The sequence below is a fragment of the Klebsiella sp. PK18 genome, assembly GCF_057784655.1.
This window is the reverse complement of sequence record NZ_CM173493.1, coordinates 3,496,806-3,523,416: the sequence shown is the minus strand read 5'-3', so window position 1 is coordinate 3,523,416 and position 26,611 is coordinate 3,496,806. Positions and strand designations below refer to the sequence as shown.

General features: G+C 56.4%; 26 protein-coding genes and 2 tRNA genes. 16 read left to right on the top strand and 12 right to left on the bottom strand.

Translation table 11 applies throughout. The annotated features are described in order from the left end of the window. Positions 1 to 110 precede the first annotated feature (110 nt). Positions 111 to 545, top strand: coding sequence for a DUF3574 domain-containing protein (locus AC3EMD_RS17320; RefSeq protein ID WP_008805946.1), 435 nt, complete (start codon positions 111 to 113; stop codon positions 543 to 545). Positions 546 to 576: 31 nt separating this feature from the next. Here AC3EMD_RS17320 and AC3EMD_RS17315 read toward each other — a convergent pair whose 3' ends face one another. After that, complete coding sequence (locus AC3EMD_RS17315; protein ID WP_032691350.1) at positions 577 to 1,761, bottom strand: NupC/NupG family nucleoside CNT transporter; 1,185 nt, start codon at positions 1,759 to 1,761, stop codon at positions 577 to 579. A 270-nt stretch (positions 1,762 to 2,031) separates the two neighbouring features. Between AC3EMD_RS17315 and efeU the strand changes: the two genes are divergently transcribed. From efeU to phoH, 4 genes are all read left to right on the top strand, one after another. Further along, positions 2,032 to 2,862 carry an iron uptake transporter permease EfeU gene (efeU, locus tag AC3EMD_RS17310; protein ID WP_008805948.1) on the top strand — a complete coding sequence of 277 codons (831 nt, stop codon included), beginning with the start codon at positions 2,032 to 2,034 and terminating at the stop codon, positions 2,860 to 2,862. 51 nt (positions 2,863 to 2,913) lie between these two features. Next, positions 2,914 to 4,041: an iron uptake system protein EfeO gene (gene efeO / locus AC3EMD_RS17305; protein ID WP_008805949.1), complete on the top strand. Its 1,128-nt coding sequence runs from the start codon at positions 2,914 to 2,916 to the stop codon at positions 4,039 to 4,041. A 4-nt stretch (positions 4,042 to 4,045) separates the two neighbouring features. Continuing rightward, positions 4,046 to 5,329 (top strand): iron uptake transporter deferrochelatase/peroxidase subunit, encoded by a 1,284-nt coding sequence (efeB, locus tag AC3EMD_RS17300; RefSeq protein WP_032729933.1) that lies wholly within the window; start codon positions 4,046 to 4,048, stop codon positions 5,327 to 5,329. A 504-nt stretch (positions 5,330 to 5,833) separates the two neighbouring features. Continuing rightward, on the top strand, positions 5,834 to 6,622 hold the full coding sequence (gene phoH, locus AC3EMD_RS17295) for a phosphate starvation-inducible protein PhoH (RefSeq protein ID WP_002898923.1): 789 nt from the start codon (positions 5,834 to 5,836) through the stop codon (positions 6,620 to 6,622). 455 nt (positions 6,623 to 7,077) lie between these two features. Here phoH and AC3EMD_RS17290 read toward each other — a convergent pair. The 3 genes from AC3EMD_RS17290 to AC3EMD_RS17280 all read right to left on the bottom strand — a co-directional run bounded on the left by AC3EMD_RS17290 (position 7,078) and on the right by AC3EMD_RS17280 (position 8,866). Next, a tRNA-Ser gene (locus AC3EMD_RS17290) sits at positions 7,078 to 7,165 on the bottom strand. A gap of 144 nt (positions 7,166 to 7,309) precedes the next feature. Then, a complete protein-coding gene (locus AC3EMD_RS17285; protein ID WP_302073615.1) occupies positions 7,310 to 7,987 on the bottom strand; it encodes an isochorismatase family protein in 678 nt (225 codons plus the stop codon). Positions 7,988 to 8,005: 18 nt separating this feature from the next. Then, on the bottom strand, positions 8,006 to 8,866 hold the full coding sequence (locus AC3EMD_RS17280; protein ID WP_008805952.1) for a pirin family protein: 861 nt from the start codon (positions 8,864 to 8,866) through the stop codon (positions 8,006 to 8,008). A 114-nt stretch (positions 8,867 to 8,980) separates the two neighbouring features. Here AC3EMD_RS17280 and AC3EMD_RS17275 point away from each other — a divergent pair, with 114 nt between their 5' ends. Continuing rightward, positions 8,981 to 9,886, top strand: a complete 906-nt coding sequence (locus AC3EMD_RS17275) for a LysR family transcriptional regulator (RefSeq protein WP_049156933.1) — start codon at positions 8,981 to 8,983, stop codon at positions 9,884 to 9,886. A 189-nt stretch (positions 9,887 to 10,075) separates the two neighbouring features. Here the strand turns inward: AC3EMD_RS17275 and AC3EMD_RS17270 are convergent, their stop codons facing one another. The 3 genes from AC3EMD_RS17270 to AC3EMD_RS17260 form a co-directional block, all read right to left on the bottom strand. Continuing rightward, the gene (locus AC3EMD_RS17270) at positions 10,076 to 10,648 is read right to left on the bottom strand and encodes a TetR/AcrR family transcriptional regulator (protein ID WP_032730979.1); all 573 of its coding nucleotides are present in this window, start codon (positions 10,646 to 10,648) and stop codon (positions 10,076 to 10,078) included. 94 nt (positions 10,649 to 10,742) lie between these two features. Further along, positions 10,743 to 11,606, bottom strand: a complete 864-nt coding sequence (locus AC3EMD_RS17265; protein WP_180264479.1) for an arginase family protein — start codon at positions 11,604 to 11,606, stop codon at positions 10,743 to 10,745. A 346-nt stretch (positions 11,607 to 11,952) separates the two neighbouring features. Further along, positions 11,953 to 12,040: transfer RNA gene (locus AC3EMD_RS17260), tRNA-Ser, on the bottom strand. A gap of 268 nt (positions 12,041 to 12,308) precedes the next feature. On the opposite strand from AC3EMD_RS17260, the gene ghrA reads away from it, so the two are divergent. The 6 genes from ghrA (at position 12,309) to AC3EMD_RS17230 (ending at position 16,576) form a co-directional block, all read left to right on the top strand. Next, positions 12,309 to 13,247, top strand: a complete 939-nt coding sequence (ghrA, locus tag AC3EMD_RS17255) for a glyoxylate/hydroxypyruvate reductase GhrA (RefSeq protein WP_008805955.1) — start codon at positions 12,309 to 12,311, stop codon at positions 13,245 to 13,247. 88 nt (positions 13,248 to 13,335) lie between these two features. Beyond that, a complete protein-coding gene (locus AC3EMD_RS17250; RefSeq protein WP_302073614.1) occupies positions 13,336 to 14,073 on the top strand; it encodes a phosphatase in 738 nt (245 codons plus the stop codon). Between the two features lie 22 nt (positions 14,074 to 14,095). Next, the gene (locus AC3EMD_RS17245) at positions 14,096 to 14,650 is read left to right on the top strand and encodes a TorD/DmsD family molecular chaperone (RefSeq protein WP_008805957.1); all 555 of its coding nucleotides are present in this window, start codon (positions 14,096 to 14,098) and stop codon (positions 14,648 to 14,650) included. Positions 14,651 to 14,753: 103 nt separating this feature from the next. Beyond that, the gene (locus AC3EMD_RS17240; RefSeq protein ID WP_008805958.1) at positions 14,754 to 15,236 is read left to right on the top strand and encodes a DUF1097 domain-containing protein; all 483 of its coding nucleotides are present in this window, start codon (positions 14,754 to 14,756) and stop codon (positions 15,234 to 15,236) included. Between the two features lie 152 nt (positions 15,237 to 15,388). Continuing rightward, positions 15,389 to 15,916, top strand: coding sequence for an O-acetyl-ADP-ribose deacetylase (gene ymdB, locus AC3EMD_RS17235; protein ID WP_008805959.1), 528 nt, complete (start codon positions 15,389 to 15,391; stop codon positions 15,914 to 15,916). 66 nt (positions 15,917 to 15,982) lie between these two features. Further along, entirely contained in the window at positions 15,983 to 16,576 is a 594-nt protein-coding gene (locus tag AC3EMD_RS17230; protein ID WP_008805960.1) for a TetR/AcrR family transcriptional regulator, read from the top strand. Positions 16,577 to 16,610: 34 nt separating this feature from the next. On the opposite strand, the gene mdoC is transcribed toward AC3EMD_RS17230, so the two are convergent. Further along, entirely contained in the window at positions 16,611 to 17,771 is a 1,161-nt protein-coding gene (gene mdoC, locus AC3EMD_RS17225; RefSeq protein ID WP_012968581.1) for a glucans biosynthesis protein MdoC, read from the bottom strand. A 251-nt stretch (positions 17,772 to 18,022) separates the two neighbouring features. On the opposite strand from mdoC, the gene mdoG reads away from it, so the two are divergent. The 3 genes from mdoG (at position 18,023) to AC3EMD_RS17210 (ending at position 22,391) form a co-directional block, all read left to right on the top strand. Further along, positions 18,023 to 19,576 carry a glucans biosynthesis protein MdoG gene (gene mdoG / locus AC3EMD_RS17220; protein ID WP_012968580.1) on the top strand — a complete coding sequence of 518 codons (1,554 nt, stop codon included), beginning with the start codon at positions 18,023 to 18,025 and terminating at the stop codon, positions 19,574 to 19,576. Continuing rightward, positions 19,569 to 22,097 (top strand): glucans biosynthesis glucosyltransferase MdoH, encoded by a 2,529-nt coding sequence (gene mdoH / locus AC3EMD_RS17215; protein ID WP_008805963.1) that lies wholly within the window; start codon positions 19,569 to 19,571, stop codon positions 22,095 to 22,097. Before mdoG ends, mdoH begins: the two co-directional genes overlap by 8 nt. Before the next feature lie 66 nt (positions 22,098 to 22,163). Continuing rightward, the gene (locus AC3EMD_RS17210) at positions 22,164 to 22,391 is read left to right on the top strand and encodes a YceK/YidQ family lipoprotein (RefSeq protein ID WP_008805964.1); all 228 of its coding nucleotides are present in this window, start codon (positions 22,164 to 22,166) and stop codon (positions 22,389 to 22,391) included. Here AC3EMD_RS17210 and AC3EMD_RS17205 read toward each other — a convergent pair whose 3' ends face one another. From AC3EMD_RS17205 to AC3EMD_RS17195, 3 genes are all read right to left on the bottom strand, one after another. Further along, entirely contained in the window at positions 22,392 to 22,778 is a 387-nt protein-coding gene (locus AC3EMD_RS17205) for a MysB family protein (RefSeq protein WP_012542251.1), read from the bottom strand. Positions 22,779 to 22,869: 91 nt separating this feature from the next. Further along, on the bottom strand, positions 22,870 to 24,108 hold the full coding sequence (gene mdtG / locus AC3EMD_RS17200; RefSeq protein ID WP_008805966.1) for a multidrug efflux MFS transporter MdtG: 1,239 nt from the start codon (positions 24,106 to 24,108) through the stop codon (positions 22,870 to 22,872). 170 nt (positions 24,109 to 24,278) lie between these two features. After that, on the bottom strand, positions 24,279 to 25,199 hold the full coding sequence (locus AC3EMD_RS17195) for a Kdo(2)-lipid IV(A) acyltransferase (RefSeq protein ID WP_302073613.1): 921 nt from the start codon (positions 25,197 to 25,199) through the stop codon (positions 24,279 to 24,281). Between the two features lie 205 nt (positions 25,200 to 25,404). Between AC3EMD_RS17195 and trhO the strand changes: the two genes are divergently transcribed. Further along, positions 25,405 to 26,469, top strand: coding sequence for an oxygen-dependent tRNA uridine(34) hydroxylase TrhO (gene trhO / locus AC3EMD_RS17190; RefSeq protein WP_302073612.1), 1,065 nt, complete (start codon positions 25,405 to 25,407; stop codon positions 26,467 to 26,469). Here trhO and AC3EMD_RS17185 read toward each other — a convergent pair. Beyond that, entirely contained in the window at positions 26,455 to 26,568 is a 114-nt protein-coding gene (locus AC3EMD_RS17185; RefSeq protein ID WP_002898988.1) for a DUF2770 family protein, read from the bottom strand. The two genes, trhO and AC3EMD_RS17185, sit on opposite strands and share 15 nt — an antisense overlap. Positions 26,569 to 26,611 lie beyond the last annotated feature (43 nt).

The following is a 26,611-nucleotide window of genomic DNA, read 5'->3' as shown; positions in this document are numbered from 1 at the left end:
CCGTTGGCGGGCTTTTTTTTGCCTGTTGCCGGGCCGGAATATTATAACCCTTGCTAATTATTTGAAAATCCGCTGATATTTCCTGACTAATAACAATGAGGATAGCAAAGATGACGTTCAGACAGGGTGCAATGGCGCTGGTGCTGGCAGGGTTACTCAGCGGCTGCGTGGCGGGTGGAAGTTCGTCGACCCGCGCGCCGAAGCCCGGCGCCTGCCCGGCGGATCGGTCCATGGTGCAAACCACGCTTTATTTCGGCCTGAGCCGCCCGGCGGGGAAAGACATCACTGCTGAAGAGTGGCAACAGTTTGTCGACCGCGACGTCACGCCGCGCTTTCGCGATGGGCTGACGGTGTTTGATGCCCGCGGCCAGTGGCTTGGCCAGAATGGTCAGGTGGTGCGGGAGCAGAGTAAGGCGCTGATGGTGATCCATGGCAACGATGCGCAGAGCGAGGCCGGTATTGAAGCCCTGCGCCAGGGCTATAAATCACGCTTCGCGCAGGAGTCGGTGATGCGTGTCGACCAGCCGGTCTGCGTGCAGTTCTGAGTAAACGGCGGGGGCAGCCCCGCCGTTTGTCTTACAGCACCAGCCCGGCGAAGCTGGCGGAAAGCAGGCTCACCAGCGTGGCGCTATACACCAGCCGCAGGCCGAAGCGGGAGACGATATTGCCCTGCGGTTCATTCAGGCCTTTGATCGCCCCGGCGATAATGCCGATCGAGGCAAAGTTGGCAAACGACACCAGGAAGACCGAGAGAATGCCGAGCCCGCGCGGCGTCATGCTGGCGGCAATCTTTTGCAGCTCAATCATCGCCACAAATTCGTTAGCGACCAGTTTGGTGGCCATGATGCTGCCGGCGTTCAGCGCATCGCTCAGCGGGATGCCGATAAGCCAGGCCAGCGGATAAAAGACGTAGCCGAGGATCTGCTGGAAGCTGAGACCAAACAGGGTAGCGAACAGCGCGTTAATGGCGCTGATCAGGGCGATAAAGCCGATCAGCATCGCCAGAATAATCATCGCCACTTTAAAGCCGGCCAGAATATATTCCCCGAGCATTTCAAAGAAACTCTGCGATTCATGCAGCTTCTCGAGTTTTATTTCCTGCTCGCTGTCCGGCCGCGTCGGGTTAATCACCGACAGCACGATAAAGGTACTGAACATATTCAGGATCAGCGCCGCGACGACATATTTGGCATCCAGCATGGTCATATAGGCGCCGACAATCGACAGCGATACGGTCGACATGGCCGTCGCCGCCATGGTGAACAGACGCCGTGAGGAGAGGTCGCCCAGTACGCCCTTGTAGGCGATGAAGTTCTCCGACTGGCCGAGGATCAGCGAGCTGACGGCGTTGAAAGATTCCAGCTTACCCATGCCGTTTACCTTCGACAGCAGGGTGCCGATGACACGAATGAAAATCGGCAGGATCCGCCAGTGCTGAAGAATACCAATCAGCGCGGAAATAAACACAATCGGACACAGGACGCCAAGAAAAATAAAGGCTAACCCTTTTTCGCTCATGCCGCCAAAGACGAAATTGGTCCCTTCGGCGGCAAAGCCTAACAGTGAAGCAAAAAAGCCGGAGATATTTTTCACCAGCCACAGGCCGCTTTCTGCGTGCAGGAAAAAGAAGGCGAGCGCTATTTCGATAATAATCAACTGGAGAATGTAACGAATACGAATTTTTTGTCTGTCGTAGCTGACAAGCCAGGCCAGGGCGAGGATCACCACCAGCGCCAGCAGGAAATGAAAAAATGCAGTCATGTTGTTCTTTTCGCAGGTCAATAAGGCCGCCATTTAGCCATAGCCGCCGCCACGGGTAAATATCTGGCGTAAAAAATCCTTTGCTTATTCTTTTCCCTCATAACAGGCGAATATTTTCGTAAGTCATTATTTGCCAGCGATTTATTTACAGATAGTCATCATTCTCTAAACATTTCGCTTGTGTTTCTGAGTATTGTAATGATAATCACTATCATAAATATTACCTGTTTTTGCATTCGTTGACGGTGCTTTACATTTAAGGGTATTGGCATGTTTGTCCCATTTCTCATTATGTTACGCGAAGGCCTTGAGGCGGCGCTGATTGTCAGCCTGATCGCCAGCTATCTGAAACGCACCCAGCGCGGCAACTGGATTGGCGTGATGTGGATTGGCGTGATCCTCGCGGCGGCGCTGTGTCTTGGCTTAGGCATTTTTATCAACGAAACCACCGGGGAATTTCCTCAGCGCGAACAGGAGTTGTTCGAGGGGATCGTCGCGGTCATCGCGGTGGTGATCCTGACCTGGATGGTCTTCTGGATGCGCAATGTCTCGCGCAACGTTAAACAGCAACTGGAGCAGGCCGTGGACAAGGCGCTGCAGCGCGGTAATCACCATGGCTGGGCGCTGGTGATGATGGTCTTTTTCGCCGTTGCCCGTGAGGGGCTGGAGTCGGTCTTCTTTCTGCTGGCGGCATTCCAGCAGGATGTCGGCATCTGGCCGCCGCTGGGGGCGCTGCTGGGCCTGGCCACGGCAATCGTGCTGGGCTTCCTGCTCTACTGGGGCGGTATCCGCCTTAACCTCGGCGTGTTCTTCAAATGGACCAGCCTGTTTATTCTGCTGGTGGCCGCTGGCCTGGCCGCGGGGGCGATCCGCGCCTTCCACGAGGCTGGCCTGTGGAACCTGTTCCAGGATACGGCCTTCGATCTGAGCAACGTGCTGTCGACGCATACGCTGTTCGGCACACTGCTTGAAGGGATCTTCGGCTACCAGGAGACCCCGAGCGTTAGCGAAGTGGCGGTCTATCTGCTTTATCTGATCCCGGCGCTGGTGCTGTTTGCCCTGCCGCCGCGGAATAATACCACTGCCTCGCGGGCTGCCTGACCGGGCGCTGCGAGCTTATAAGCGACACTCTACTTACCGAAAGGGATGATCATGATGATTCATTTTCGCCGTAATGCGCTGCGGGCGACCGTGGCCGCGCTGCTCAGCTCTGCATTGGGTGCTCAGGCTGCGGATATCCCGCAGGTCAAAGTCACCGTCAACGACAAGCAGTGCGAGCCGATGCAGGTGACCGTTAAAGCGGGTAAAACCCAGTTTATTATTCAGAACCATAGCCAGAAAGCGCTGGAGTGGGAAATTCTGAAAGGGGTCATGGTGGTAGAAGAGCGTGAGAACATCGCGCCGGGCTTTACCCAAAAGCTCACCGCTAACCTGCAGCCAGGCGAATATGATATGACCTGCGGCCTGCTCACCAACCCGAAAGGGAAACTGATTGTCACCGGCGAAGCAACCAAAGACGCGGCGAAAGCGGATGCGGTGTTGAGCCTCGGCGACGCGATCACCGCTTATAAGGCCTATGTGACGGCGGAAACCGCGCAGCTGGTCAGCGGCACCAAAGCCTTTACCGACGCGGTGAAAGCGGGCGATATCGAAAAAGCGAAAGCGCTGTACGCCCCGACGCGCCAGCATTACGAGCGCATTGAGCCGATTGCCGAGCTGTTCTCTGACCTTGACGGCAGCATCGACGCCCGCGAAGACGACTTCGAGAAAAAAGCGGAAGATCCGAAATTCACCGGTTTCCACCGTCTGGAAAAGGCGCTGTTTGGCGATAACAGCGTCAAGGGCATGGAAAAATATGCCGATCAGCTGAACAGCGATGTGCTGGAGCTGCAAAAACGCATCAGCGAGCTGGCGTTCCCGCCGTCAAAAGTGGTGGGCGGGGCGGCAGGATTAATTGAGGAAGTCGCAGCCAGCAAGATCAGCGGCGAAGAAGATCGTTACAGCCACACCGACCTGTGGGACTTCCAGGCCAACATTGACGGCGCACAGAAAATCGTCGACCTGCTGCGTCCGCAGCTGCAAAAAGAGAACAGCGCGCTGCTGGCGAAAGTGGACGCCAACTTTAAGAAAGTGGACAGCATCCTCAGCAAATATCGCACCAAAGACGGTTTCGAGACCTACGATAAGCTGACCACCGCTGACCGTAATGCGCTGAAAGGGCCGATCACCACCCTGGCGGAAGATCTGGCTCAGCTGCGCGGGATCCTGGGTCTGGACTAAGTCGATGGCACAACAGAAACCACACGACGTGAACGAGCCGTCACGTCGTCGCTTACTGAAAGGGATCGGCGCGCTTGGCGGCGCGCTGGCCATCACCGGCGGCTGCCCGGTGGCGCATGCGGCAAAAGCAGAAAGTTCCCCCGGGACGCTCACACCCGACGCCCGTCAGGAAAAACAGCCCTTCTACGGCCCGCATCAGGCGGGCATCCTGACGCCGCAGCAGGCTTCGATGATGCTGGTGGCGTTCGATGTGCTGGCGTCAGATAAAGCTGACCTCGAGCGTCTGTTTCGGCTGCTGACCCAGCGTATCGCCTTTTTAACCCAGGGCGGCCCGGCGCCGGATACGCCGAATCCCCGGCTGCCGCCGATGGATTCCGGCATCTTAGGGGCGTGGATTGCACCGGATAACCTGACCATGACCGTCTCGGTTGGCCATTCACTGTTTGATGAGCGTTTTGGCCTGGCGGATAAAGCGCCGAAAAAACTGCAGCCGATGACCCGCTTCCCCAACGATTCACTGGATGCCGCCCTGTGCCATGGCGACCTGCTGCTGCAGATCTGCGCCAATACTCAGGATACGGTGATCCACGCCCTGCGCGATGTCATCAAACATACGCCGGATCTGCTGAGTGTGCGCTGGAAGCGGGAAGGGTTTATCTCCGACAGCGCGGCGCGCAGTAAAGGCAAAGAGACCCCCATCAACCTGCTGGGATTCAAGGACGGCACCGCTAACCCGCCGAGCCACGACAGCGCGCTGATGGATAAAGTCGTGTGGGTGACAGCCGATCAGGACGAGCCGGCCTGGACCGTGGGCGGCAGCTATCAGGCGGCGCGCATCATCCAGTTTCACGTGGAGTTCTGGGATCGGACGCCGCTGAAAGAGCAGCAGACGATCTTTGGCCGCGACAAGCACAGCGGTGCGCCGCTGGGGATGAAAAACGAACACGATACCCCGGATTACAGCAAAGATCCTGGCGGCGAAACGATCGCGCTGGATAGCCATATTCGTCTGGCCAATCCTCGCACGCCGGAAACCCAGTCCAGCCTGATGATGCGCCGCGGCTACAGCTATTCGCTGGGCGTCACTAACGCCGGACAACTGGATATGGGCCTGTTATTCGTTTGCTATCAGCACGATCTGGAAAAGGGTTTTCTGACGGTGCAGAAACGGCTTAACGGCGAGGCGCTGGAGGAGTACGTCAAACCCATCGGCGGGGGCTACTTCTTTGTTTTACCCGGCGTAGTGGATGAAAAACACTATCTGGGAGAGTCGCTGCTGCAGGCCTGATACCGACCCTGTCCGTGAGGGCAGGGCGTTTTCTGCTGTTTTTCTCTTTTTTATTATATTTCCTGCCATGTGTTATATTTCTGTAATACAAATGACCGATAGTCTCCTACACTTGCTTAAGAACTATTTGTTGCGTCATTGTGAAAAATAAGTTGCATTAAGAATCTTTTTTGATGTACTTATTACATACGCGGTAGTTCCCGGCAGTGTGACGTTTCACTATGGAGATCGCGAATGGTAAGGTCCCGTACCGGACAACGTAAAACCACAGACCGTACTCTTCAGCACGGAAGCCCCGCTTCCGGCAGCGATTTTCTTACCCTTTCTCCTTCCGCTTCGAATTATTACCACCTTGGCAGGGTACGCGGTGCGCGTAGCCGCGACTCGTTGTCAGTTCTACCGGCAAGCAATGGCTTACAAGGAAGCCAAACCTCAATCGTTCGTGCGCATAGTCGCGTCGATGTTGACGCGTGTGATGTAAACCTACAACGCAAGGTGCTATCCATGGGAAGACAAAAAGCAGTGATCAAAGCTCGTCGTGAAGCAAAACGTGTGCTGAGACGGGATTCACGTAGCCATAAACAGCGTGAAGAAGAATCGGTCACATCGCTTGTGCAAATGAGTGGCGTAGAAGCAATTGGCATGGCGCGGGACAGCCGTGATACTTCCCCAATTGAGGCGCGCAATGAAGCTCAGGCGCATTATCTGAATGCCATCGACAATAAACAGCTGATTTTCGCCACCGGCGAAGCCGGATGCGGCAAGACCTGGATCAGTGCGGCGAAGGCAGCTGAAGCACTGATCCATAAGGATGTGGACAGAATTATTGTTACCCGTCCCGTTCTGCAGGCCGATGAAGATCTTGGCTTCTTACCGGGAGATATCGCCGAGAAGTTCGCGCCCTATTTCCGACCGGTTTACGACGTGCTGGTGAAAAGGTTGGGGGCTTCCTTTATGCAGTACTGCCTGCGTCCGGAAATCGGCAAGGTGGAAATCGCGCCGTTCGCCTATATGCGCGGACGTACCTTTGAAAATGCGGTGGTGATTCTGGACGAGGCCCAGAACGTGACCGCAGCGCAAATGAAGATGTTTTTAACCCGCCTCGGGGAGAACGTGACGGTCATCGTCAATGGCGATATCACCCAGTGCGATTTGCCCTCTGGTGTGAGATCTGGCCTGAGTGATGCGCTGGCGCGTTTTGAGGAAGACGAGATGATCGGCATCGTGCGTTTCACCACCGATGACTGCGTGCGCTCGGCTCTCTGCCAGCGGACGCTGAAAGCCTATTATTAATCGTCATACTGTGAGCAAGGCCCGGGCTAGCCCGGGCTTTGTTGTTTTTGGGCATCCTCCCGGCGGCGCTGCGCTTAGCCGGGCTACCTGGCGGGTACGGTCTGGTAGCCGGGGGAGGCATTGCTGCCGACCCCGGGGATGTCTGCGGTGCCACAAGCGAAAAAAAAGCCCGTACATGCGTACGAGCTCTTCTTAAAATATGGCGGTGAGGGGGGATTGACTCGCTTCGCTCGCCGTTACTCGGCCCATCCATGGGCCTCGCCCCTGCGGGGCCAACGCAGGCGTTGTTCAAAAACGCTCCCGGCGTTTTTGTCGGGGCAGCCCGCTCGCAGGCTCGCGGTCTGTCCAACTGGCGTTGCCAGTTGTCGAACCCCGGTCGGGGGTTCTCATCCCCCCCGGCAGGTGCTACATGCGAAAAAAAAGCCCGTACTTGCGTACGAGCTCTTCTTAAAATATGGCGGTGAGGGGGGGATTCGAACCCCCGATACGTTGCCGTATACACACTTTCCAGGCGTGCTCCTTCAGCCACTCGGACACCTCACCATATTGTCTTGCTGCTCACCTTGGGTGGGCAACGGGGCGCTACTATAGGGAGTTGCGTTAAAACGGTCAAGCATATTTTCTTCTTTCTCTACTGTTCGCTCACGCAATGAACAACACCCCGCTGCGGTACAGCGGGGCGGGGTTTTAGCGCTGAGAATCCAGCTGTTCGTTATTCTTCACCACGTCCTGCGCTTTGCTGTAGCTTTCGATCAGCAGTTGGTAGGCCGGGAAGACTTTGGTGTACACCTCCGCCCATTCTGCGGGGTCCGGGCGATTCCAGGTGCGCTGCAGCTCAGAGGCGACGGCGGCGGTATCCATCGGCACTACGCCAGCCTGTACCACGCGAGCCAGGGTGATTTCCTGCGCCATTTTGCTGTAGGTGCCGGAAGCGTCAATCACGGCAAACACTTTATACCCATCGGCGACAGCGGCAATCGCCGGGAAGGCCATGCAGACGCTGGTGATGGTCCCGGCGATAATCAGCGTCTTACGACCGGTCGCTTTCACCGCGGCGACGAATTCCGGGTTATCCCAGGCGTTAATCTCGCCTTTACGGGCGATGTATTTCGCATGTGGCGCGTTTTCATGAATCTCCGGGATCAGCGGACCGTTCGGCCCCTGCGGCACGGAGGCGGTGGTGATCACCGGGATCCCGGCAAGCGACGCCATCTTGGCCAGCGCGGCGGCGCGAGCGCGCAGCTCTGGCATCGGCATATCGCCGACGGTCTGGAACAGGCCGCTCTGGTGGTCAATCAACAGCATGGCGGTATCGTTAACATCAATCACCGGACGAGCACCGTTAAAGTTAGCGGGAGTAGACATAGTATTCACCTCAATCAGTTAGATTTGGCCAAAACGGCCGCTGTTAAAATCGCGAACGGCTTCTGCGATCTGCGTTTTGTTATTCATGACAAAGGGGCCATAGCCCACAATCGGCTCCTGCAGCGGTTCGCCGGCCATCAGCAGAACTTTTGCCTGGGCGGTCGCCTCCAGATGCAGGGCGTCTCCTGTCTGGCTCAGGACGGCGAGCTGACCTTCGCGGGCGGACTCGGAACCGTTGATGATCACTTCCCCTTCCAGCACCACCAGCGCGGTACTCCAGCCTTCCGGCTGGCGCAGCGTGAGGTCGCGCCCCTGATTCAGCTGCAGATCCCACACGTTAAGTGGTGAGAAGGTATGGGCCGGGCCGCTGACGTCGTCATACTGGCCGGCAATAACCCGAACCTGTCCGGCGCCATTCGCCAGCGCGACGGTGGGGATCGTCCCGGCGGTAATGCTCTGATAGCCGGGGGCCGTCATTTTGTCTTTGGCGGGCAGGTTGACCCACAGCTGGATCATCTTCAGCTCGCCGCCGCTGCGGGTGAAGGCCTCCGAGTGGAACTCTTCGTGCAGGATCCCGGCGCCCGCCGTCATCCACTGCACGTCGCCCGGGCCAATCACCCCGCCGCGTCCGGTGGAGTCACGATGCTCTACTTCACCGGCGTAGACGATGGTGACGGTTTCGAATCCGCGATGCGGATGCTCACCGACGCCGCGTTTATCGCTGCCCGCCGGGAAGGTGTACGGCCCGGCATAGTCGAGCAGTAGGAAGGGGCTCAGCTGCTGGCCGTGCGTCTGATAAGAAAACATCGAACGAACCGGGAAGCCGTCGCCTACCCAATGCTGCGCAGGCGCGGTGTAGACTCCTGTAATCTGTTTCATGGCTTTCTCCTGTGTATCGGTATCTGATGTAAATAAGCTTATATCCGGGACGACGTATGCGGTAGTGAACAAAAATGACCTATACTGTTCCAAAAATGGAACAATGGAGGAAGGATGCAGGATCTCAATGACTTCGCCTGGTTTGTTCAGGTGGTAGACCATGGCGGTTTCGCCGCGGCGGGGCGAGCGCTTGACCAGCCGAAATCCAAACTCAGCCGCCGCATTGCGCAACTCGAGGGGCGGTTGGGCGTGCGTTTGATTCAGCGAACCACCCGTCAGTTCGCGGTTACCGAGGTCGGGCAGACCTTTTATCAGCATTGCAAAGCGATGCTGATTGAGGCCGAGGCGGCGCAGCAGGCGGTCGAGACGCTGCGTGCCGAGCCGCGCGGTAGCGTCAGGATCACCTGTCCGGTCACCTTGCTGCATGTCCATATTGGACCGATGCTGGCGCGATTTATGGCGCGCTATCCCGGGGTAACGCTGCATCTTGAGGCGACCAACCGCCGGGTGGATGTGGTCGGGGAGGGGATTGATGTGGCGATCCGCGTCCGTCCCCGGCCCATCGAGGACAGCGACCTGGTGATGCGCGTGCTGGCGGACCGCGGGCACCGGCTGGTGGCCAGTCCGGAGCTGATTTCCCGGCTCGGACGTCCGCAGGCGCCGTCCGAGCTGAGCGCCTGGCCGGGGCTCAGCCTGGGGGCGAACAAGCATCAGCATAAATGGCAGCTTACCGGGCCCGGGGGGGCAAGGGCGGAGGTGTATTTCACGCCGCGAATGGTGACCACCGATATGCTGGCGCTGCGCGAGGCGGCGATGGCCGGCGTCGGCGTGGTGCAGCTTCCTTTATTAATGGTGCGCGATCAGCTGGCGTCAGGGGAATTAGAGGTGGTACTGGATGAGTGGCAGCCGCGGCGGGAAGTGATCCATGCGGTGTTTGCTTCACGGCGCGGGCTGCTGCCCTCCGTCAGGGCGCTGGTGGACTACCTCAGCGAAGAGTATCAGCGGATGGAGGAAGATTGATGGGTAGGCAGAGGTTTTTTGCCGGAACTCATATGTGAAAAGCGTCCGTACGTTTTCACGCACTCTTCGCAATCGCGTAGGGGCGTGAAAGATTGCTCACTGTGTGAGTCGTTTGCCGCTTGAGAGCGTTGGCTGTTATAAGCAACCTCTGGTTTTTTCGATACATCGTTTTACTATGACCGTCTGGTATTATTTAAGCAATTTTGCCATAACGTCAAAAAACATTGGCAGATCATCCCTGAATGAAAAGGTCGTGTTTATTGCCTGACGAGCGATTAAACCGTCAATAAGGGCAAAAATAATGATCGTGATTTCTTCAAGGTTAATATCACGGCGAAACTCTCCGGCAGCGATACCCTCCTGGATGAGCCGCGCGAAGCTTTTCCGCATGATGTCATCACTGGAGATATACGTTTTTCGCAGTTCTGGATTACGCGCAGACTCAGCCATGATTTCAACCCAAAGTTGATGCGTGATAGGGTAACCGATCTCGCTAATACAGGACGTGACTTGTGCACAAAGGCGATCAAAATAAGAGCCTGCATAGGTCGCATTATGGGCAGTCAGCGCGGAGTTCTGTTCTTCCAGTACAATAGCCTTAACAAGCTCATCCTTACTTTTGAAATACGTATACATTGCTCCTTGACTAATTCCTGCCCGGGTAGAGATTTCACGTACGCTTGTCGCACTAAAGCCTTTTTCCGCAAAGCAGGCAGCAGCAGCCGTAATCAACTTATGGTAGGTTTCGGTTTTTTTTAACATATCGGCATCTTGGTAAATTCGGTGTCCAGACTTTAACGCGCTTTTATGCAAGGAGCCAGAGCTAAACTCTGTCGTCTGGCTCCTGGATTTCGTCTTACTTTAGCAGGGGTAATTCACTGAGCATGTGCTTGAGATTCAGCATGTCCCAGGGCAAATGTTCAGCAATTGTCAGGCCAACGGGGACTGCTTTTGTCGTCGCTGCCGCAATCAGATTGAGTACATCCTCAATCGTCAGTTTGCCTTCAGCAACGTCGCCAAAATCGTGTTTTCTGCGCCCCGGTTTTGCAAAAAGAATGGAGCGGAACAGAGATGGGTCGAGTACGTCCAGATCGATATGGATCGCCAGATACGCAATCTTTTCTTTCGCTATCCACTCCAGGACTTCATCTGCACCGCTTTTAACCTGTTCAGGTGCTAGCGTCGTAATGTTATGGCGAGTGAGGTATTCAGCTTCATATGGATGTGGATCGTGGATACCGGCAATCATTATTTTTGACGGGTTAAGTTTGGTTCTTACATGGGCAACTAAATCGTTATCACCCGTACCCATTAGCGCACCAAGCACATGGGCATGCGCGTTTGGATATTGTTCAGCAGTCTGTACGTCAGGATGCGAGTCAATCCAGAGCACACCGAGTTTGTCTCCGTACTTATCGAGCAGGTGGGCGAAAGGCGCCAGCGAAACCAGGCAGTCTCCGCCTAAAATGACAATGCTATTGGGATCATGTTTTTCAATCAGTGCGGCAGCATTATTGAGTTGCCTGATGAGGGATGGCTTAGCCGTGATGCCATTAATCCCTGGCAATGGCTCTGTTGTTGGTAACTCAACAGGAACGATCTCAACGGGCCCTTTTGTTTCAGGAGAGAGAAACGAGAGGAGCTGCGAGCCAAGATAGTAGGGAGGATTGTTACCGCCTTGCCATTGAGGAAATATAAGTCGCAGTGTTTTGCTAGTCATTGGTACCTTCTGTGTTGTCATGCGCTAAAGTGAATGAACGTTCATTCACTTTTACATTGAATTACGGTCGATACGCAAGTAACAAAGCACTTTTCGTTAATGCATAACGTACACCATCCGGAGCGATATGATTTTCGTTATGCCGGGTGGCTCAAAGCGGAAGAGGGGATAGTGTTGGCGAACATCTTCGCTGCGCTGTTAATCGTGTGAAAAAGAGTCTGGCTTTGACAATACTGCGTAATGTCTGTTGCCAGTTGTCGAACCCTGGTCGGGGGTTCTCATTCCCCTGGTGAGTGCCACATGCGAAAAAAAAGCCCGTACTTGCGTACGAGCTCTTCTTAAAATATGGCGGTGAGGGGGGGATTCGAACCCCCGATACGTTGCCGTATACACACTTTCCAGGCGTGCTCCTTCAGCCACTCGGACACCTCACCATATTGTCTTTCCCGTTGTTGTCGGGAACGGGCGCTAATGTAGGGAAATACGTATCGCCCGTCAATCAACTTTTTGCAAAAAAAGCGCGTTTAGACAAACTTCGAGCAACTTGCTCCTTAAACGTGCGAAATCCGTTTTTTTTGTCGCCAGTGCCTTTTCCCTTTTCGCTCGGGGGAAATTTGTTATGCTGGCAAACCAATAGAAAACAATGAGTAAAATAAGACGCCAGCGTCAATCGGCCAAAGGCGTCTGCTATCAGGAGCCCCTATGGAGATTATTTTTTACCATCAGACCTTTGATACCCCATTCTGGATCCGTGAGCTGGAAAAACAGTTACCCGGGGCGCGGGTGCGCGAGTGGAAAGCGGGTGACAACCAGCCGGCGGACTATGCCCTGGTCTGGCATCCGCCGGTAGAGATGCTGCAGGGCCGGGCGCTGAAGGCCGTGTTTGCCCTCGGGGCGGGGGTAGATTCTATTCTCAGCAAGCTGCGTGACCATCCGGATATGCTGCCGCTGTCGATCCCGCTGTTTCGCCTCGAAGATACCGGTATGGGACGGCAGATGCAGGAGTATGCCGTGAGCCAGGTGCTGCACTGGTTCCGCCGCTTTGATGACTATCAGGCGCTGAAGCTGGCTTCCCGCTGGCAGCCGCTGCCCGAGTATCGCGCCGACGAATTCACTGTCGGGATTATGGGCGCCGGCGTGTTGGGGGCGAAGGTTGCGGAAAGTCTGCAACCCTGGGGGTTCCCGCTTCGCGTCTGGAGCCGTAGCCGCAAATCCTGGCCACAGGTACAGAGCTTCGCCGGTCAGGCCGAACTGGGCGAATTCCTGCAGGGCACTCGCGTGCTGATCAACCTGCTGCCGAATACCGCCGAAACTGCCGGTATTATTAACCAAACGCTGCTGGCGCAGTTGCCGGATGAGAGCTATGTCCTCAACCTTGCTCGCGGCGTGCATGTCGTTGAAGAGGATCTGCTGGCGGCGCTGAACAGCGGTAAGCTCAAAGGGGCGATGCTCGATGTCTTCAGTCGCGAACCGCTGCCGCAGGAGAGCCCGCTATGGGCCCATCCGCGGGTGGCCATGACCCCCCATGTGGCGGCAGTGACCCGTCCAATGGAAGCTATCACCTACATTGCGGAGACCATTAGCCGGCTTGAGCGAGGGGAACCGGTAAGCGGTCAGGTTGACCGCCAGCGCGGTTATTAAGACGAGAGAACCCCGCCACGGCGGGGTTTTTGCTAATCAATAGCCCGGTTTCCTGCTATTCTTGCGGCAAACAGAAGAGGAGAATGTGATGTATCCCGTTGACCTGCACATGCATACCGTCGCCAGCACCCACGCCTACAGCACCCTGCACGATTATATTGCGGAAGCAAAGCGTAAAGGGATCAAACTCTTCGCCATCACCGACCATGGCCCGGATATGGCGGATGCCCCGCACTACTGGCACTTCGTTAATATGCGCATCTGGCCTCGCCTGGTAGACGGGGTGGGGATCCTGCGCGGTATTGAGTCGAATATTAAAAATATCGAAGGTGAGATCGACTGCTCCGGGCCGATGTTAACCTCGCTTGATCTGATCATTGCCGGATTCCATGAGCCGGTGTTCCCGCCGCAGGATCGAGACACCCATACGCAGGCGATGATTGCCGCGATGGCCAGCGGTAAGGTGCATATGATTAGCCATCCGGGTAATCCGAAATTCCCGGTGGATATCCCGGCCATTGCCGAAGCGGCGGCCCGCTATCAGGTGGCGCTGGAGATTAATAACTCCTCTTTTATTTCATCGCGCGTGGGCAGTGAAGATAACTGTCGAGCTATCGCAGCGGCGGTGCGTGATGCCGGGGGATGGGTGGTGCTGGGCTCTGACTCTCACACTGCCTTTACCCTCGGGGAATTTACCGAATGCCGCAAGATCCTTGATGCGGTCGATTTCCCGGAGGAGAGGATCCTCAACGTTTCTCCGCGTCGCCTGCTCAACTTCCTCGAGTCGCGGGGCATGCCGGCGATCCCGGAATTTGCTGACCTTTAATTTGTATAACTGGAATAACTGAATGAACGAGTTTTCAATCCTCTGCCGCGTGCTGGGTTCGCTGTATTACCGTCAACCGCAGGACCCGCTGCTGGTGCCGCTGTTTACCCTGATCCGTGAGGGCAAACTGGCTGCCAGCTGGCCGCTTGAGCAGGATGAACTGCTGGCGCGTCTGCAGAAAAGCTGTGAGATGCAGTCCCTGGCGACGGACTATAATGCGCTGTTCGTCGGTGAAGCCTGCAGCGTGCCGCCGTACCGTAGCGCGTGGGTGGAGGGTTCCTCGGAAGCAGAAGTACGGGCTTTTATGAGCGAACACGGTATCCCGACAGGGGAAGGTCCGGCGGATCATCTCGGATCGCTGCTGTTGGCCGCCTCCTGGCTGGAGGATCATGCTACAGAAGACCAGAGCGAGACGCTGGAGCTCCTGTTTGCTGACTATATCCTGCCATGGTGCGGGACGATGCTGGGCAAAGTCGAAGCCCATGCGCACACGCCGTTCTGGCGCACCATGGCGCCATTGACCCGCGACGCCATCGCCGCGATGTGGGACGAGCTTCAGGAAGAAGATGAGCAATAATATGTGATTTTAATCACTATTTGAATGCAACTGAAATTAGGTTCATTCATATACTGTGCTTTAGATCTCATTCTTCCGGCGCGTATCTGCTAGGATACGCGCCATGAACATACTCTTCGCAATCGCATTAACGACGGGCATTCTCTCCGGAATTTGGGGATGGGTGGCGGTCGCTCTCGGCCTGCTGAGCTGGGCCGGTTTCCTCGGCTGTACGGCCTATTTCGCCTGCCCGCAGGGCGGTCTGAAAGGTCTGGCCATCTCCTCGTGCACGGTAATGAGCGGCGTGGTCTGGGCATTAGTGATTATCCACGGTAGCGCACTGGCCCCGCAGCTGCAGATCCTCAGCTATATGATGACCGGTATCGTCGCCTTCCTGATGTGCATTCAGGCGCGACAGACATTGCTGTCGTTTGTACCGGGCACCTTTATCGGCGCCTGCGCGACTTTTGCGGCAGACGGCGACTGGCGCCTGGTGGTGCCCTCCCTGGCGTTGGGTCTGGTTTTTGGCTATGCCATGAAGAATAGTGGCCTGTGGCTGGCGGCCCGCGCGGGCAAACATAAATCGTTCGCTAATGACAACGCCTGACTGGCGAAACAGCAGACTCAACAGGACCCTTAGGGTCCTGTTTTTTTTAGCTTCCCGTCGCCTGGGCTGAGGGATAATCTTGCTCCCGGGGGCGGGAATGCCCTAGTATCGGCAGAAAGCCGTATCCACGCGCTATGCCGACAGGAGGAGAAATGGCTGTTCAACCTGAGGTAATTCTCGGCGATATTACGACGCTTGAAGTCGATGTGATTGTTAATGCGGCAAACCCCTCGCTGCTGGGCGGCGGCGGGGTAGATGGCGCGATCCACCGGGCGGCCGGCCCGGCGCTGCTGGCGGCTTGCAAACAGGTATTGCAGCAGCAGGGCGAATGTCCTCCCGGTCACGCGGTGATCACTATTGCGGGCGATCTTCCCGCCAGCGCGGTGATCCACACCGTGGGCCCGGTCTGGCACGGCGGCGACCGCATGGAAGCGCAAACCCTGGCGGATGCTTACAAAAACAGTCTGCAGCTGGCCGCGGCAAACAACTATCGCTCCATTGCGTTTCCGGCGATCAGCACCGGCGTGTATGGCTATCCAAAAGAGGAAGCGGCGGAGATCGCCGTGCGCACCGTCACCGCGTTTCTCACTCGCTATAACCCCCTTGAGCGCGTCCTGTTCGTCTGTTTTGATGAGGAAACGGCGGCTATCTATCGCCGCCTGCTGGCGTCATACCCCTGATCCAGCAGAATAGGCTATGATAACCGCCGGTATTGACGGGAAAGATGGATAGCAGGAGGGAGCAGGGTGTCAGAAGGAAAAGTACAGCAGAAGCAGCAGGCGCGCCGCGCAGAGATCGTTGCCGCTGCGCAAAGGTGTTTTGCTGAAAAGGGGCTGCATGGCGCTTCCGTTGCCGATATTGCCCGCGAGGCGGGCCTGAGCGTTGGTCAGCTGTATCGTATTTTTGCCAGCAAAGAGGCGATCATCGAAGCGATTGTCAGCGAAATCGTCCACGCCAGGGTCGGGGAGATGATCGATGAGAACCACAATCTGGCGCGCAAAGCGGCGGTGCTGGCCGGCAGGATCCCGACGTCGGCAGCCACCAAAAGCGACAATTATCTGCTGATGGAGATCAACGCCGAAGCCTCGCGTAACCCACGCTTGCGCGAGATCCTGGTGCAGGCCGATCGGCGTTTGAAAGAGGAAGGAGGGCGTCTGTCGCAGCGCTACCATCCCGGGCTCAGCGATGCGCGACGCAATGCCGCATCAGAGCTCATCGCCGTTCTGACCGAGGGGGCCGCCTATCGCTGTGAGCTCTGCGCCTCGACCCCGGTCGATAAGGCAGATTTAGAAGCTCTGTATAATATGATTTTCGACCGGCTTTTTGACGAGCAGGCGTAATGCGACACGCCTGGCGTGCCGCACCCGCGGCAAATTAGCTGGCCGAAGCCGGGGTTTTGGCCGGTTTGTTCATCGGTTTACCGGAGAACAGGAAACGCAGCAGCGGAATGCGCAGATGAATTTCATACAGGATCAGCGCGATACCCACCACAAAAACCAGCCCGACAATAAAGCCTAAGGTATTGGACTTGATGGCCGGGGTGATCCACGCCCCGTACAGTAGCGTCAGCGGGTGGTGCACCAGGTAAATAAACAGCGAGGCATTGACGAAATAGGTCACGCGCGCTGACTGGAAGTTCAGCAGTCGATGGCCGAGCGAAAAGACCACATTGACCATCCACAGCCCCAACACCATAGTAATCACCGATTCGGTTTCATACATCCAGCCGTCGCCGGACCCATACTGCTGATTCAGTCGATAGGCGATAAACCCGAGCAGCGCTGCGGCGCAGCACCACGGCGATGGAGTGGTGAACATGGTCTTTAAGCGTGGGTTAATAAAGGTCTGCGCGCCCAGCACAAAGAAGGGCAGATAGAACAGCGTCTGCATCACCACAAAGTTAAACAGACCATTGCTCAGCAGGGGCGGATAGAGCAGGAACAAGGACCGGCGGATCAGCGCATAAAAGACCCCCAGCGCGAGGAAAATCATCGTCAGCTGGCCCATGGTGACAGTGTCACTGAAGGCGAGGCCGTGGCCAGCCGGACGGCGCGTCAGCCATTTAAACAGCACCACCCCCAGCGAGGTCAGCACCACCAGAACCAGTAAAAACCACAGGTGGGAAATGAGCTCCCAGGCCAGGGTATTAAATTTGTCGTACATCGAAAGGGTATGCCAGTTTTCCGCCTTGCCGTTGACGTATTGCAGCATAATAAATTGCGGCAGCGTCAGCAGTGGGATGGCGGTCAGCATCGGAATACCGACCCGTTCAACGCGCACTTTCCACCATTTTTTCAGCGGGTAGCGCAGGAACAGCATGTAGGAGAAATAGCCGGAGATGACGAAAAAGACCTGCATGCGAAAGGCATGGATGAAGTCATTAAACAGCGTCAACCACCACGAGGGTTCGGCGCTGTTGACATGCCAGCTGTGGCTGGAATAAATCAGCGAAATGTGGAAAGGGATCCCCAGCAGCATCAACCAGGCGCGGATGCTGTCGAAGAAATATTCACGCTGTACCGGAGTATTATTCATACGATTCACGACAATCTCAGATAATTCGTCTTATCACTCAAGGTGATAACGCTTACATTATCAGCAACCCTACATGAACTCGGGGTAACTGTCTCCAGGATAAGCACTCAAAGTGCAAACGGGACAGCGAACTGTTTATTCCCTGTGCCGCCAGGCTGAACAAAGCAGGGATTATGTTGTCGGATTGCCTGAGTTTCCATTAAAATAGATCGGATCGATTTAAGCACACAAAGGGGGAAGTGCTTACTTATATGAAACATAAACCACAGATGATGAAAATGCGTTGGTTAAGCGCAGCCGTAATGTTGTCCCTGTGTACTTCATCTGCATGGGCGTTTAGCATTGATGACGTTGCAAAAGAGGCCAAAACGTTAGCCGGGAAAGGCTATGAAGCGCCGAAGAGTAACCTGCCCTCCGCTTTCCGCGACATGAAATACGCGGACTACCAGCAAATTCAGTTTAATCACGATAAAGCTTACTGGAATAACCAGAAAACCCCATTCAAGCTTGAATTTTACCATCAGGGGATGTACTTCGACACGCCGGTCACCATCAATGAAGTGACGGCCACCAGCGTGCGCAAAATTAAATATAGCCCGGACTATTTTAACTTTGGTAACGTCCAGCACGATAAAGACACGGTGAAAGACCTCGGTTTCGCCGGCTTCAAAGTACTGTATCCGATCAACAGCAAAGATAAGAACGATGAAATCGTCAGCATGCTCGGTGCCAGCTACTTCCGCGTGCTGGGTCAGGGTCAGGTTTACGGTCTGTCCGCGCGTGGTCTGGCTATCGATACCGCGCTGCCGTCCGGCGAAGAGTTCCCGCGTTTTCGTGAGTTCTGGATCGAACGTCCAAAAGCCACTGACAAGCGTCTGACTATCTATGCGCTGCTGGATTCCCCACGGGCAACCGGCGCCTATCGCTTTGTCATCATGCCGGGACGCGACACCGTCGTGGACGTCCAGTCCAAAGTTTACCTGCGTGACAAAGTCGGCAAACTGGGTGTGGCGCCGCTGACCAGCATGTTCCTGTTCGGTTCCAACCAGCCTTCTCCGACGCTCAACTATCGTCCGGCGCTGCACGACTCCAATGGTCTGTCTATCCTGGCCGGTAACGGCGAGTGGATCTGGCGTCCGCTGAACAATCCGAAACACCTGGCTGTCAGCAGCTATGCGATGGAAAACCCGCAAGGGTTCGGCCTGCTGCAGCGCGGCCGTCAGTTCTCGCGCTTCGAGGATCTCGACGATCGTTATGACCTGCGTCCAAGCGCCTGGATCACCCCGAAAGGGGACTGGGGCAAAGGGAAAATCGAGCTGGTTGAAATTCCGACCAACGATGAAACGAACGATAACATCGTGACTTACTGGACGCCGGATCAGCTGCCGGAGCCGGGCAAGGAGATGAACTTCAAATACACCATCACCTTCAGCCGCGATGAAGACAAGCTGCATGCGCCAGATAACGCTTACGTTATGCAGACCCGCCGCTCTACCGGCGACGTGAAGCAGTCGAACCTGATCCGCCAGCCGGACGGTACGGTTGCCTTCATTGTCGACTTCACCGGCGCCGATATGAAGAAACTGCCAGCGGATACCCCGGTCGCTGCTCAGGCGAGCACCGGCGATAACGCGGAAATCGTTGAAAATACAGTGCGTTACAATCCAGTGACCAAAGGCTGGCGGATGATCCTGCGTTTGAAGGTCAAAGATCCGAAGAAAACGACGGAAATGCGTGCCGCACTGGTTAACGGTGATGACACGTTGAGCGAAACCTGGAGCTATCAGCTGCCTGCCAATGAATAAGATAACGAAGTACATTGACGCATTGCCGCTGTCGGACGCCGAAAAATCGGCGCTGCCGGACACCAGCCTGCAGGCCGTTCATCAGGCCCTGGATGACGAACATCAGACCTTCGCTCGCGAAGACGACTCTCCGCTGGGGTCGGTGAAGGCGCGTCTGGCGCACAGCTGGCCGGATTCGCTTTCTGGCGATCAACTGGTGAAGGATGACGAAGGTCGTACCCAGCTGCATGCTATGCCGAAAGCCAGGCGTTCCTCGATGATCCCGGACCCGTGGCGGACTAACCCGGTCGGCCGCTTCTGGGATCGTCTGCGCGGCCGCGATGTCACGCCGCGCTATCTCTCCCGCCTGACGCAAGAAGAGCGTGAGAGTGAGCAAAAATGGCGTACCGTCGGCACCATTCGTCGCTACATCCTGCTGCTGCTGACGCTGTCGCAGACCGTGGTGGCCACCTGGTATATGAAAACCATTCTGCCTTATCAGGGCTGGGCGCTGATCAACCCGGCCGACATGGTGGGGCAGAACCTGTGGATCTCGTTCATGCAGCTGCTGCCGTACGTGTTGCAGAGCGGCATTCTGATCCTCTTCGCGGTGCTGTTCTGCTGGGTTTCCGCCGGCTTCTGGACTGCGTTAATGGGCTTTCTGCAGCTGTTGATTGGCCGCGACAAGTACAGTATTTCCGCCTCGACGGTTGGTGACGAACCGTTGAACCCGGCGCACCGTACGGCGCTTATTATGCCGATCTGTAACGAAGACGTTGACCGCGTTTTCGCCGGGTTGCGGGCGACCTGGGAGTCGGTGAAAGCGACCGGTAACGCCGCTCATTTCGACGTCTATATTCTCAGCGACAGCTATAACCCCGATATCTGTGTGGCTGAGCAAAAGGCGTGGATGGAGCTGATTGCCGAAGTGCAGGGCGAAGGGCAGATTTTCTATCGTCGTCGCCGTCGTCGCGTGAAGCGTAAGAGCGGCAACATCGATGATTTCTGCCGCCGCTGGGGCAGCCAGTACAGCTATATGGTGGTGCTGGACGCAGACTCGGTGATGACCGGCGAGTGTCTGAGCAGCCTGGTGCGCCTGATGGAAGCGAACCCGAACGCCGGGATCATCCAGTCATCCCCGCGCGCTTCGGGCATGGACACGCTGTATGCGCGTTGCCAGCAGTTTGCCACCCGGGTGTACGGTCCGCTGTTTACGGCGGGTCTGCACTTCTGGCAGCTGGGGGAGTCCCACTACTGGGGACACAACGCCATTATCCGCGTGAAGCCGTTCATCGAGCACTGCGCGCTGGCGCCGCTGCCGGGCGAGGGTAACTTTGCCGGGTCGATTCTGTCGCACGACTTCGTCGAAGCCGCGCTAATGCGCCGTGCCGGCTGGGGGGTGTGGATTGCCTACGATCTGCCGGGCTCCTATGAGGAGCTGCCGCCGAACCTGCTGGACGAGCTGAAACGCGACCGTCGCTGGTGTCAGGGCAACCTGATGAACTTCCGCCTGTTCCTCGTCAGAGGGATGCACCCGGTTCACCGGGCGGTGTTCCTCACCGGCGTGATGTCGTACCTGTCGGCGCCGCTGTGGTTTATGTTCCTTGCCCTGTCGACGGCGCTACAGGTGGTGCATGCCCTGACCGAGCCGCAGTACTTCCTGCAGCCGCGTCAGCTGTTCCCGGTGTGGCCGCAGTGGCGTCCAGAGCTGGCCATCGCGCTGTTCGCTTCGACCATGGTGCTGCTGTTCCTGCCGAAGCTGCTGAGTATTATTCTGGTGTGGTGTAAAGGGCCGAAAGAGTATGGCGGATTTATCCGCGTCACGCTTTCTCTGCTGCTGGAGGTCCTGTTCTCGGTCCTGCTGGCGCCGGTTCGCATGCTGTTCCACACTGTCTTCGTGGTCAGCGCCTTCCTCGGCTGGGAAGTGGTGTGGAATTCGCCGCAGCGTGATGATGACTCCACGCCGTGGGGAGAAGCCTTTATGCGTCACGGCTCGCAGCTGCTGCTGGGGCTGGTATGGGCAGTCGGAATGGCATGGCTGGATCTGCGCTTCCTGTTCTGGCTGGCGCCGATCGTCGTCTCGCTGATCCTGTCGCCGTTCGTGTCGGCGATCTCCAGCCGGGCGACCGTGGGCCTGCGCACCAAGCGCTGGAAGCTGTTCCTGATCCCGGAAGAGTATTCGCCGCCGCAGGTGCTCAAGGATACCGACGCGTACCTGACGCTGAACCGTCAGCGTTCACTGGACGATGGCTTTATGCACGCGGTATTCAATCCGTCGTTTAACGCCCTCGCCACGGCGATGGCCACCGCGCGCCACCGTCATGGTCATATCCTTGAGATCGCTCGCGAGCGCCACGTTGAGCAGGCGCTGAACGAAACGCCGGATAAGCTGAACCGCGATCGTCGACTGGTGCTGTTGAGCGACCCGGTGACCATGTCGCGTCTGCACTATCGCGTCTGGGCCGCGCCGGAGAAATATTCATCGTGGGTCAACGCCTATCAGCAGTTAGCGCTTAACCCGCTGGCGCTGAAAACGAAATAAGCCGTACGTAAAGGAAAATACCGGCAGCGATGCCGGTATTTTTTTATCTGAAACACGAGGTTGTGAATGCGAATATTATCGATCATTGCCATGGCGCTGCTGCTGAGCGGCTGCGGCAGCATTATCAGCCGGACGGTGCCCGGGCAGGGGCATGGCAATCAATATTACCCGGGCGTGCAGTGGGACGTTCGCGACTCGGCATGGCGCTATCTCACCGTTCTGGACCTTCCGTTCTCGCTGGTGTTCGATACGCTGCTGCTGCCGCTGGATGCCAGCCACGGGCCCTATAACTGATTAGCGCTCGTCCCACTCGTCGGCCGCCGTCTGTCCCTCTTCGGTGTCCAGCGAGGGCTCGAGCTGGAATTCGCCTTCATCCCACTCATGGAGGGTATTTTCCTCCAGCCACTCCTGGCGCAGCTCTATCTCATCATAATCCCCGTCGAAAACGCTCTGCGCAGCTTCGCCGCTGAGCATCGGTAAACATTCGCCTTGTTCGTCTTCGTCAGCAAAAAATTCGGCCTGCCAGGCGATATCGCCATCCTGCAGCACATACTTTTGAATATTAAGCTGCTCAACGTTAGCGCTCTCTTCATCGCTGTCAGGATTATTGGCGAGAAATTCTTCGCGTGCTGCATCAATAGCTTCTTCGAGCGTGGCATAGAACATCGAATCCTTTGGCATAGCGAATCTCCTGAGAAGAATATGAATTGAACACGATTCAATCTATAGAAGGCGGTAGCCAAAGCGTCAAGGGGCTGGGCCCCTCTGGACATTAATTTACTGAATGGCGGTCAGGCTGCGAGGCTTCCGCGGCAGGTCGGCGCAGGCTGAGGGTAGAATAAATGGCGTTAAAGAGCACCACGCCCGCGGTGACCAGGAATACCGCGCGGAAACCGTAGTTGGCGGACACCGAGGCGCCTATCAGGGGGCCGGTGACGTTGCCAATATCGCGGAACGACTGGTTATAGCTAAAGATACGCCCGGAGATCTGGCTGGTGGAATTATACACCAGCAGGGTTTGCACTGCCGGCAGCAGTGCCCCGTCTGCCGCGCCGAGCAGGAAACGCAGGATACCCAGCTGCAGTGGGGTCTGAACGAACGACATCGGGATCAGCAATAGCACAGAGATAATTAGCGCGACGATGAGGATCTTTTCCGGCCCGATACGATCCCCGAGCCTGCCCAGCCGCGGGGCGCTCATCAGCGCGGCTATTCCCGGCACCGAGGCGATCATCCCGCTAATAAAGGCGATGTTACTGACGTTGCCCGCGAGATCGCGCACGTAAAGCGTCAGAATCGGCGCAATGGAGCCGGTGGCCACCTGGATGATCAGCGAGGTCACAAACAGGCTGAGCACCAGCTTGGGATTCTGTAGCGAGGAGAAAACCTCTCTGGCGCTGAGCATCTCTTTTTTGGCGATCGGCACAAAATTTTCACGGATTAAAAACAGGGTAAACAGGAAGCAGATAAACAGCACCGCCGCGGTCATAAAGAAGACGGTGCGCAGGCCCCAGTGGTCGGCCAGGAAGCCACCCGCCAGCGGGCCGAGCAGGGCGCCGCTCACCGCGCCGGTTGACAGCGTGCCCAGCGCCCAGCCGCTTTTGTGGCGCGGGATCTGGGTGGCAATCAGGGCGTTGGCGTTGGGAATAAAGCCGCCCAGCAGGCCGAGCAGTGCGCGTAGCAGCAGAAACTGCCAGATATTCTGTGCCATCCCCATCAGCATCATCACTACGGACATTCCGAGGGCGGAACGCAGCAGCATAATTTTTCGTCCTTTGCGGTCAGCAAGACCGCCCCAGAACGGTGAGGCAATGGCGGAGAAGAGGAAGGTGATACTAAAGACCAGCCCGGACCACATGTTCAGCGCGCTATGCCCGGTGACCCCGAGCTGTTCGACATAGAGTGGCAGAAAGGGCATAACCAGACTGAAGGCGGCGCCCGTTAAAAAGCAGCCGAGCCAGGTCACGGTCAGATTTTGTTTCCAGTTAATAGGGGTATCAGCAGAGGACATAGGGTTCCACTGGCCTGCGCGGCAGGTCAAATTAAGAGAAAATATGAGCCTGCTAATTATGCGCCTGGGAAATAAATGCCGCAATGGAGGAGAGCTTTTAAAGCTAAAGCAGAGCCTAAAGCATGAGCGAGAAGCGCATTCCCGGCCACATGCGCGGCCGGGAAAAGGGATCAGTAGCGGGAGGGCATGCCCTCGGGGCGGGTTTTGAAGCGGCGGTGGAGCCACATATATTGTTCCGGGGCCATCATGATGCACTGCTCAACAATCTTGTTCATCCAGGCGGCCGTGGTTTCCGCGTCGTCCAGCGGCGGGGAACACTCTGGCGGCAGGATAATCAGTTCATAACCTTTACCATCCGGTTTGCGACGCGGGACGAAGGGGACGATACAGGCTTTGGACATTTTCGCCAGCATCCAGGTGCCGGAGGTGGTCGCCGCCTGGTCGACAGCGAACAGTGGGACGAAGACGCTGGCGGTCGGACCGTAATCGTGATCCGGCGCATACCAGACCACTTCACCTTTTTTCAGCGCCCGGATCATCCCTTTCAGATCCTTACGGTCAATCATGTCCTTATTTGAGCGCAAGCGGCCCCATGTCTGCAGCCAGTCGATCACCGGGTTGTCGTTGGGACGGTAGACGCCAATCCCCGGCTCGTTCATGCCGAACATCCGCGCGCCCATCTCGAGAGTCAGGAAGTGAATACCGATTAGCAGAATGCCGCGCTGCTGCGCCTGCACATCGCGGATATGCTCAAAGCCGATGGTGTCGGTCCAGCGGGCGATACGACGAACCGGCCAGAACCAGGCCATCCCCGTCTCCATCAGTCCCATACCCACCGATTCAAAGTTCATCACCACCATTCGGTGACGTTCCTGCTCGCTTTTCTCGGGGAAGCAGAGCTCAAGGTTGCGATAGGCGATCTTCGCCCGACGCTTCATAAAGCGCATGGCCAGCCGGCCGATGGCATTTCCCAGGCGGTAAATCAGCGGATAGGGCAGTTGGACAACCAGCCACAGCAGGCCGATACCCAGCCACAGCAGCCAATAGCGCGGATGCAACAGCGCCGGAGAAAATTTAGGCAAATGAGTCATTTCATACCCGTATCAGTGAGCAACGTCTTATATTATCGCATTTTTTTACCGGCCAGCCAAAGGCGGCGACAGTCAGCTCGTTTTGTTAAGCGGGGCGCGACCGGGTGAGAGAAATGTAGCGTAAAATGTAGGGATGTAAATTAATTAGCTTTGCTATATCATGCCCGCCGTTTATTTCCTCATTTCTATGTCGAGCAGGTACACCATGCCAGTGTTACACAACCGCATTTCAAATGAGACGTTAAAGGCGCAAATGCTGGCTGAGACCGAGCCGCGCACGACGATCTCATTCTATAAATATTTCACCATTGTCGACCCACAAGCCACTCGCGATGCGTTATGGGTTGCCTTAACCCAGCTGAAGGTCTTTGGCCGTATTTATCTGGCCCGGGAAGGGATCAACGCGCAAATCAGCGTGCCGGAAAGCAACGTTGAAGCCCTGCGTGAGTTTCTCTATGGCTTCGATCCGGCGCTGGCGGGGCTGCGTTTCAATATCGCCCTTGAGGACGATGGGAAATCTTTCTGGGTGCTGCGCCTGAAAGTGCGTGACCGTATTGTCGCCGATGGCATCGACGATCCCTCTTTCGATGCCTCCAATGTTGGGGATTATCTCAAGGCGGCGGACGTCAATGCCATGCTTGACGATCCGGATGCGGTATTTATCGATATGCGTAACCACTATGAATATGAGGTGGGTCATTTCGAAAACGCGCTGGAGATCCCGGCGGATACCTTCCGCGACCAGCTGCCGAAAGCCGTGGAAATGATGCAGGACCACAAAGACAAGAAAATTGTTATGTATTGCACCGGCGGTATTCGCTGTGAAAAAGCCAGCGCCTGGATGAAGCATAACGGTTTCAATAAGGTCTGGCATATCGAGGGCGGGATTATTGAGTACGCCCGCCGCGCACGTGAGCAGGGGCTGCCGGTCCGTTTTATTGGCAAAAACTTTGTCTTTGATGAGCGGATGGGCGAGCGTATCTCCGATGACGTCATCGCGCACTGTCATCAGTGTGGCGCGCCGTGCGATACCCATACCAATTGCCTGAATGATGGCTGTCATCTGCTGTTTATACAGTGCCCGAGCTGCGCTGAGAAGTTTGCCGGTTGCTGTAGCGAAGCGTGCATGGAAGAGCATAAGCTGCCGGAAGAGGAGCAGCGCAAACTGCGCGCCGGACGCGAAAACGGCAATAAAATCTTTAACAAATCGCGTGGCCGACTGAACACCAAACTCGGGATCCCCGACCCGGAGTCGTCAGAAAAACCATAACCAGACGAGATCGATGATCGCCAGCAGCAACCACAGCGCAAGGTAGATCATAAAGTGCTCGCGCACGTTGTTAACCAGCATATTAAACAGGCGACGCATAACCGTTCTCAATGACTAACGGCCTCGACACAGAGGCCGTTTT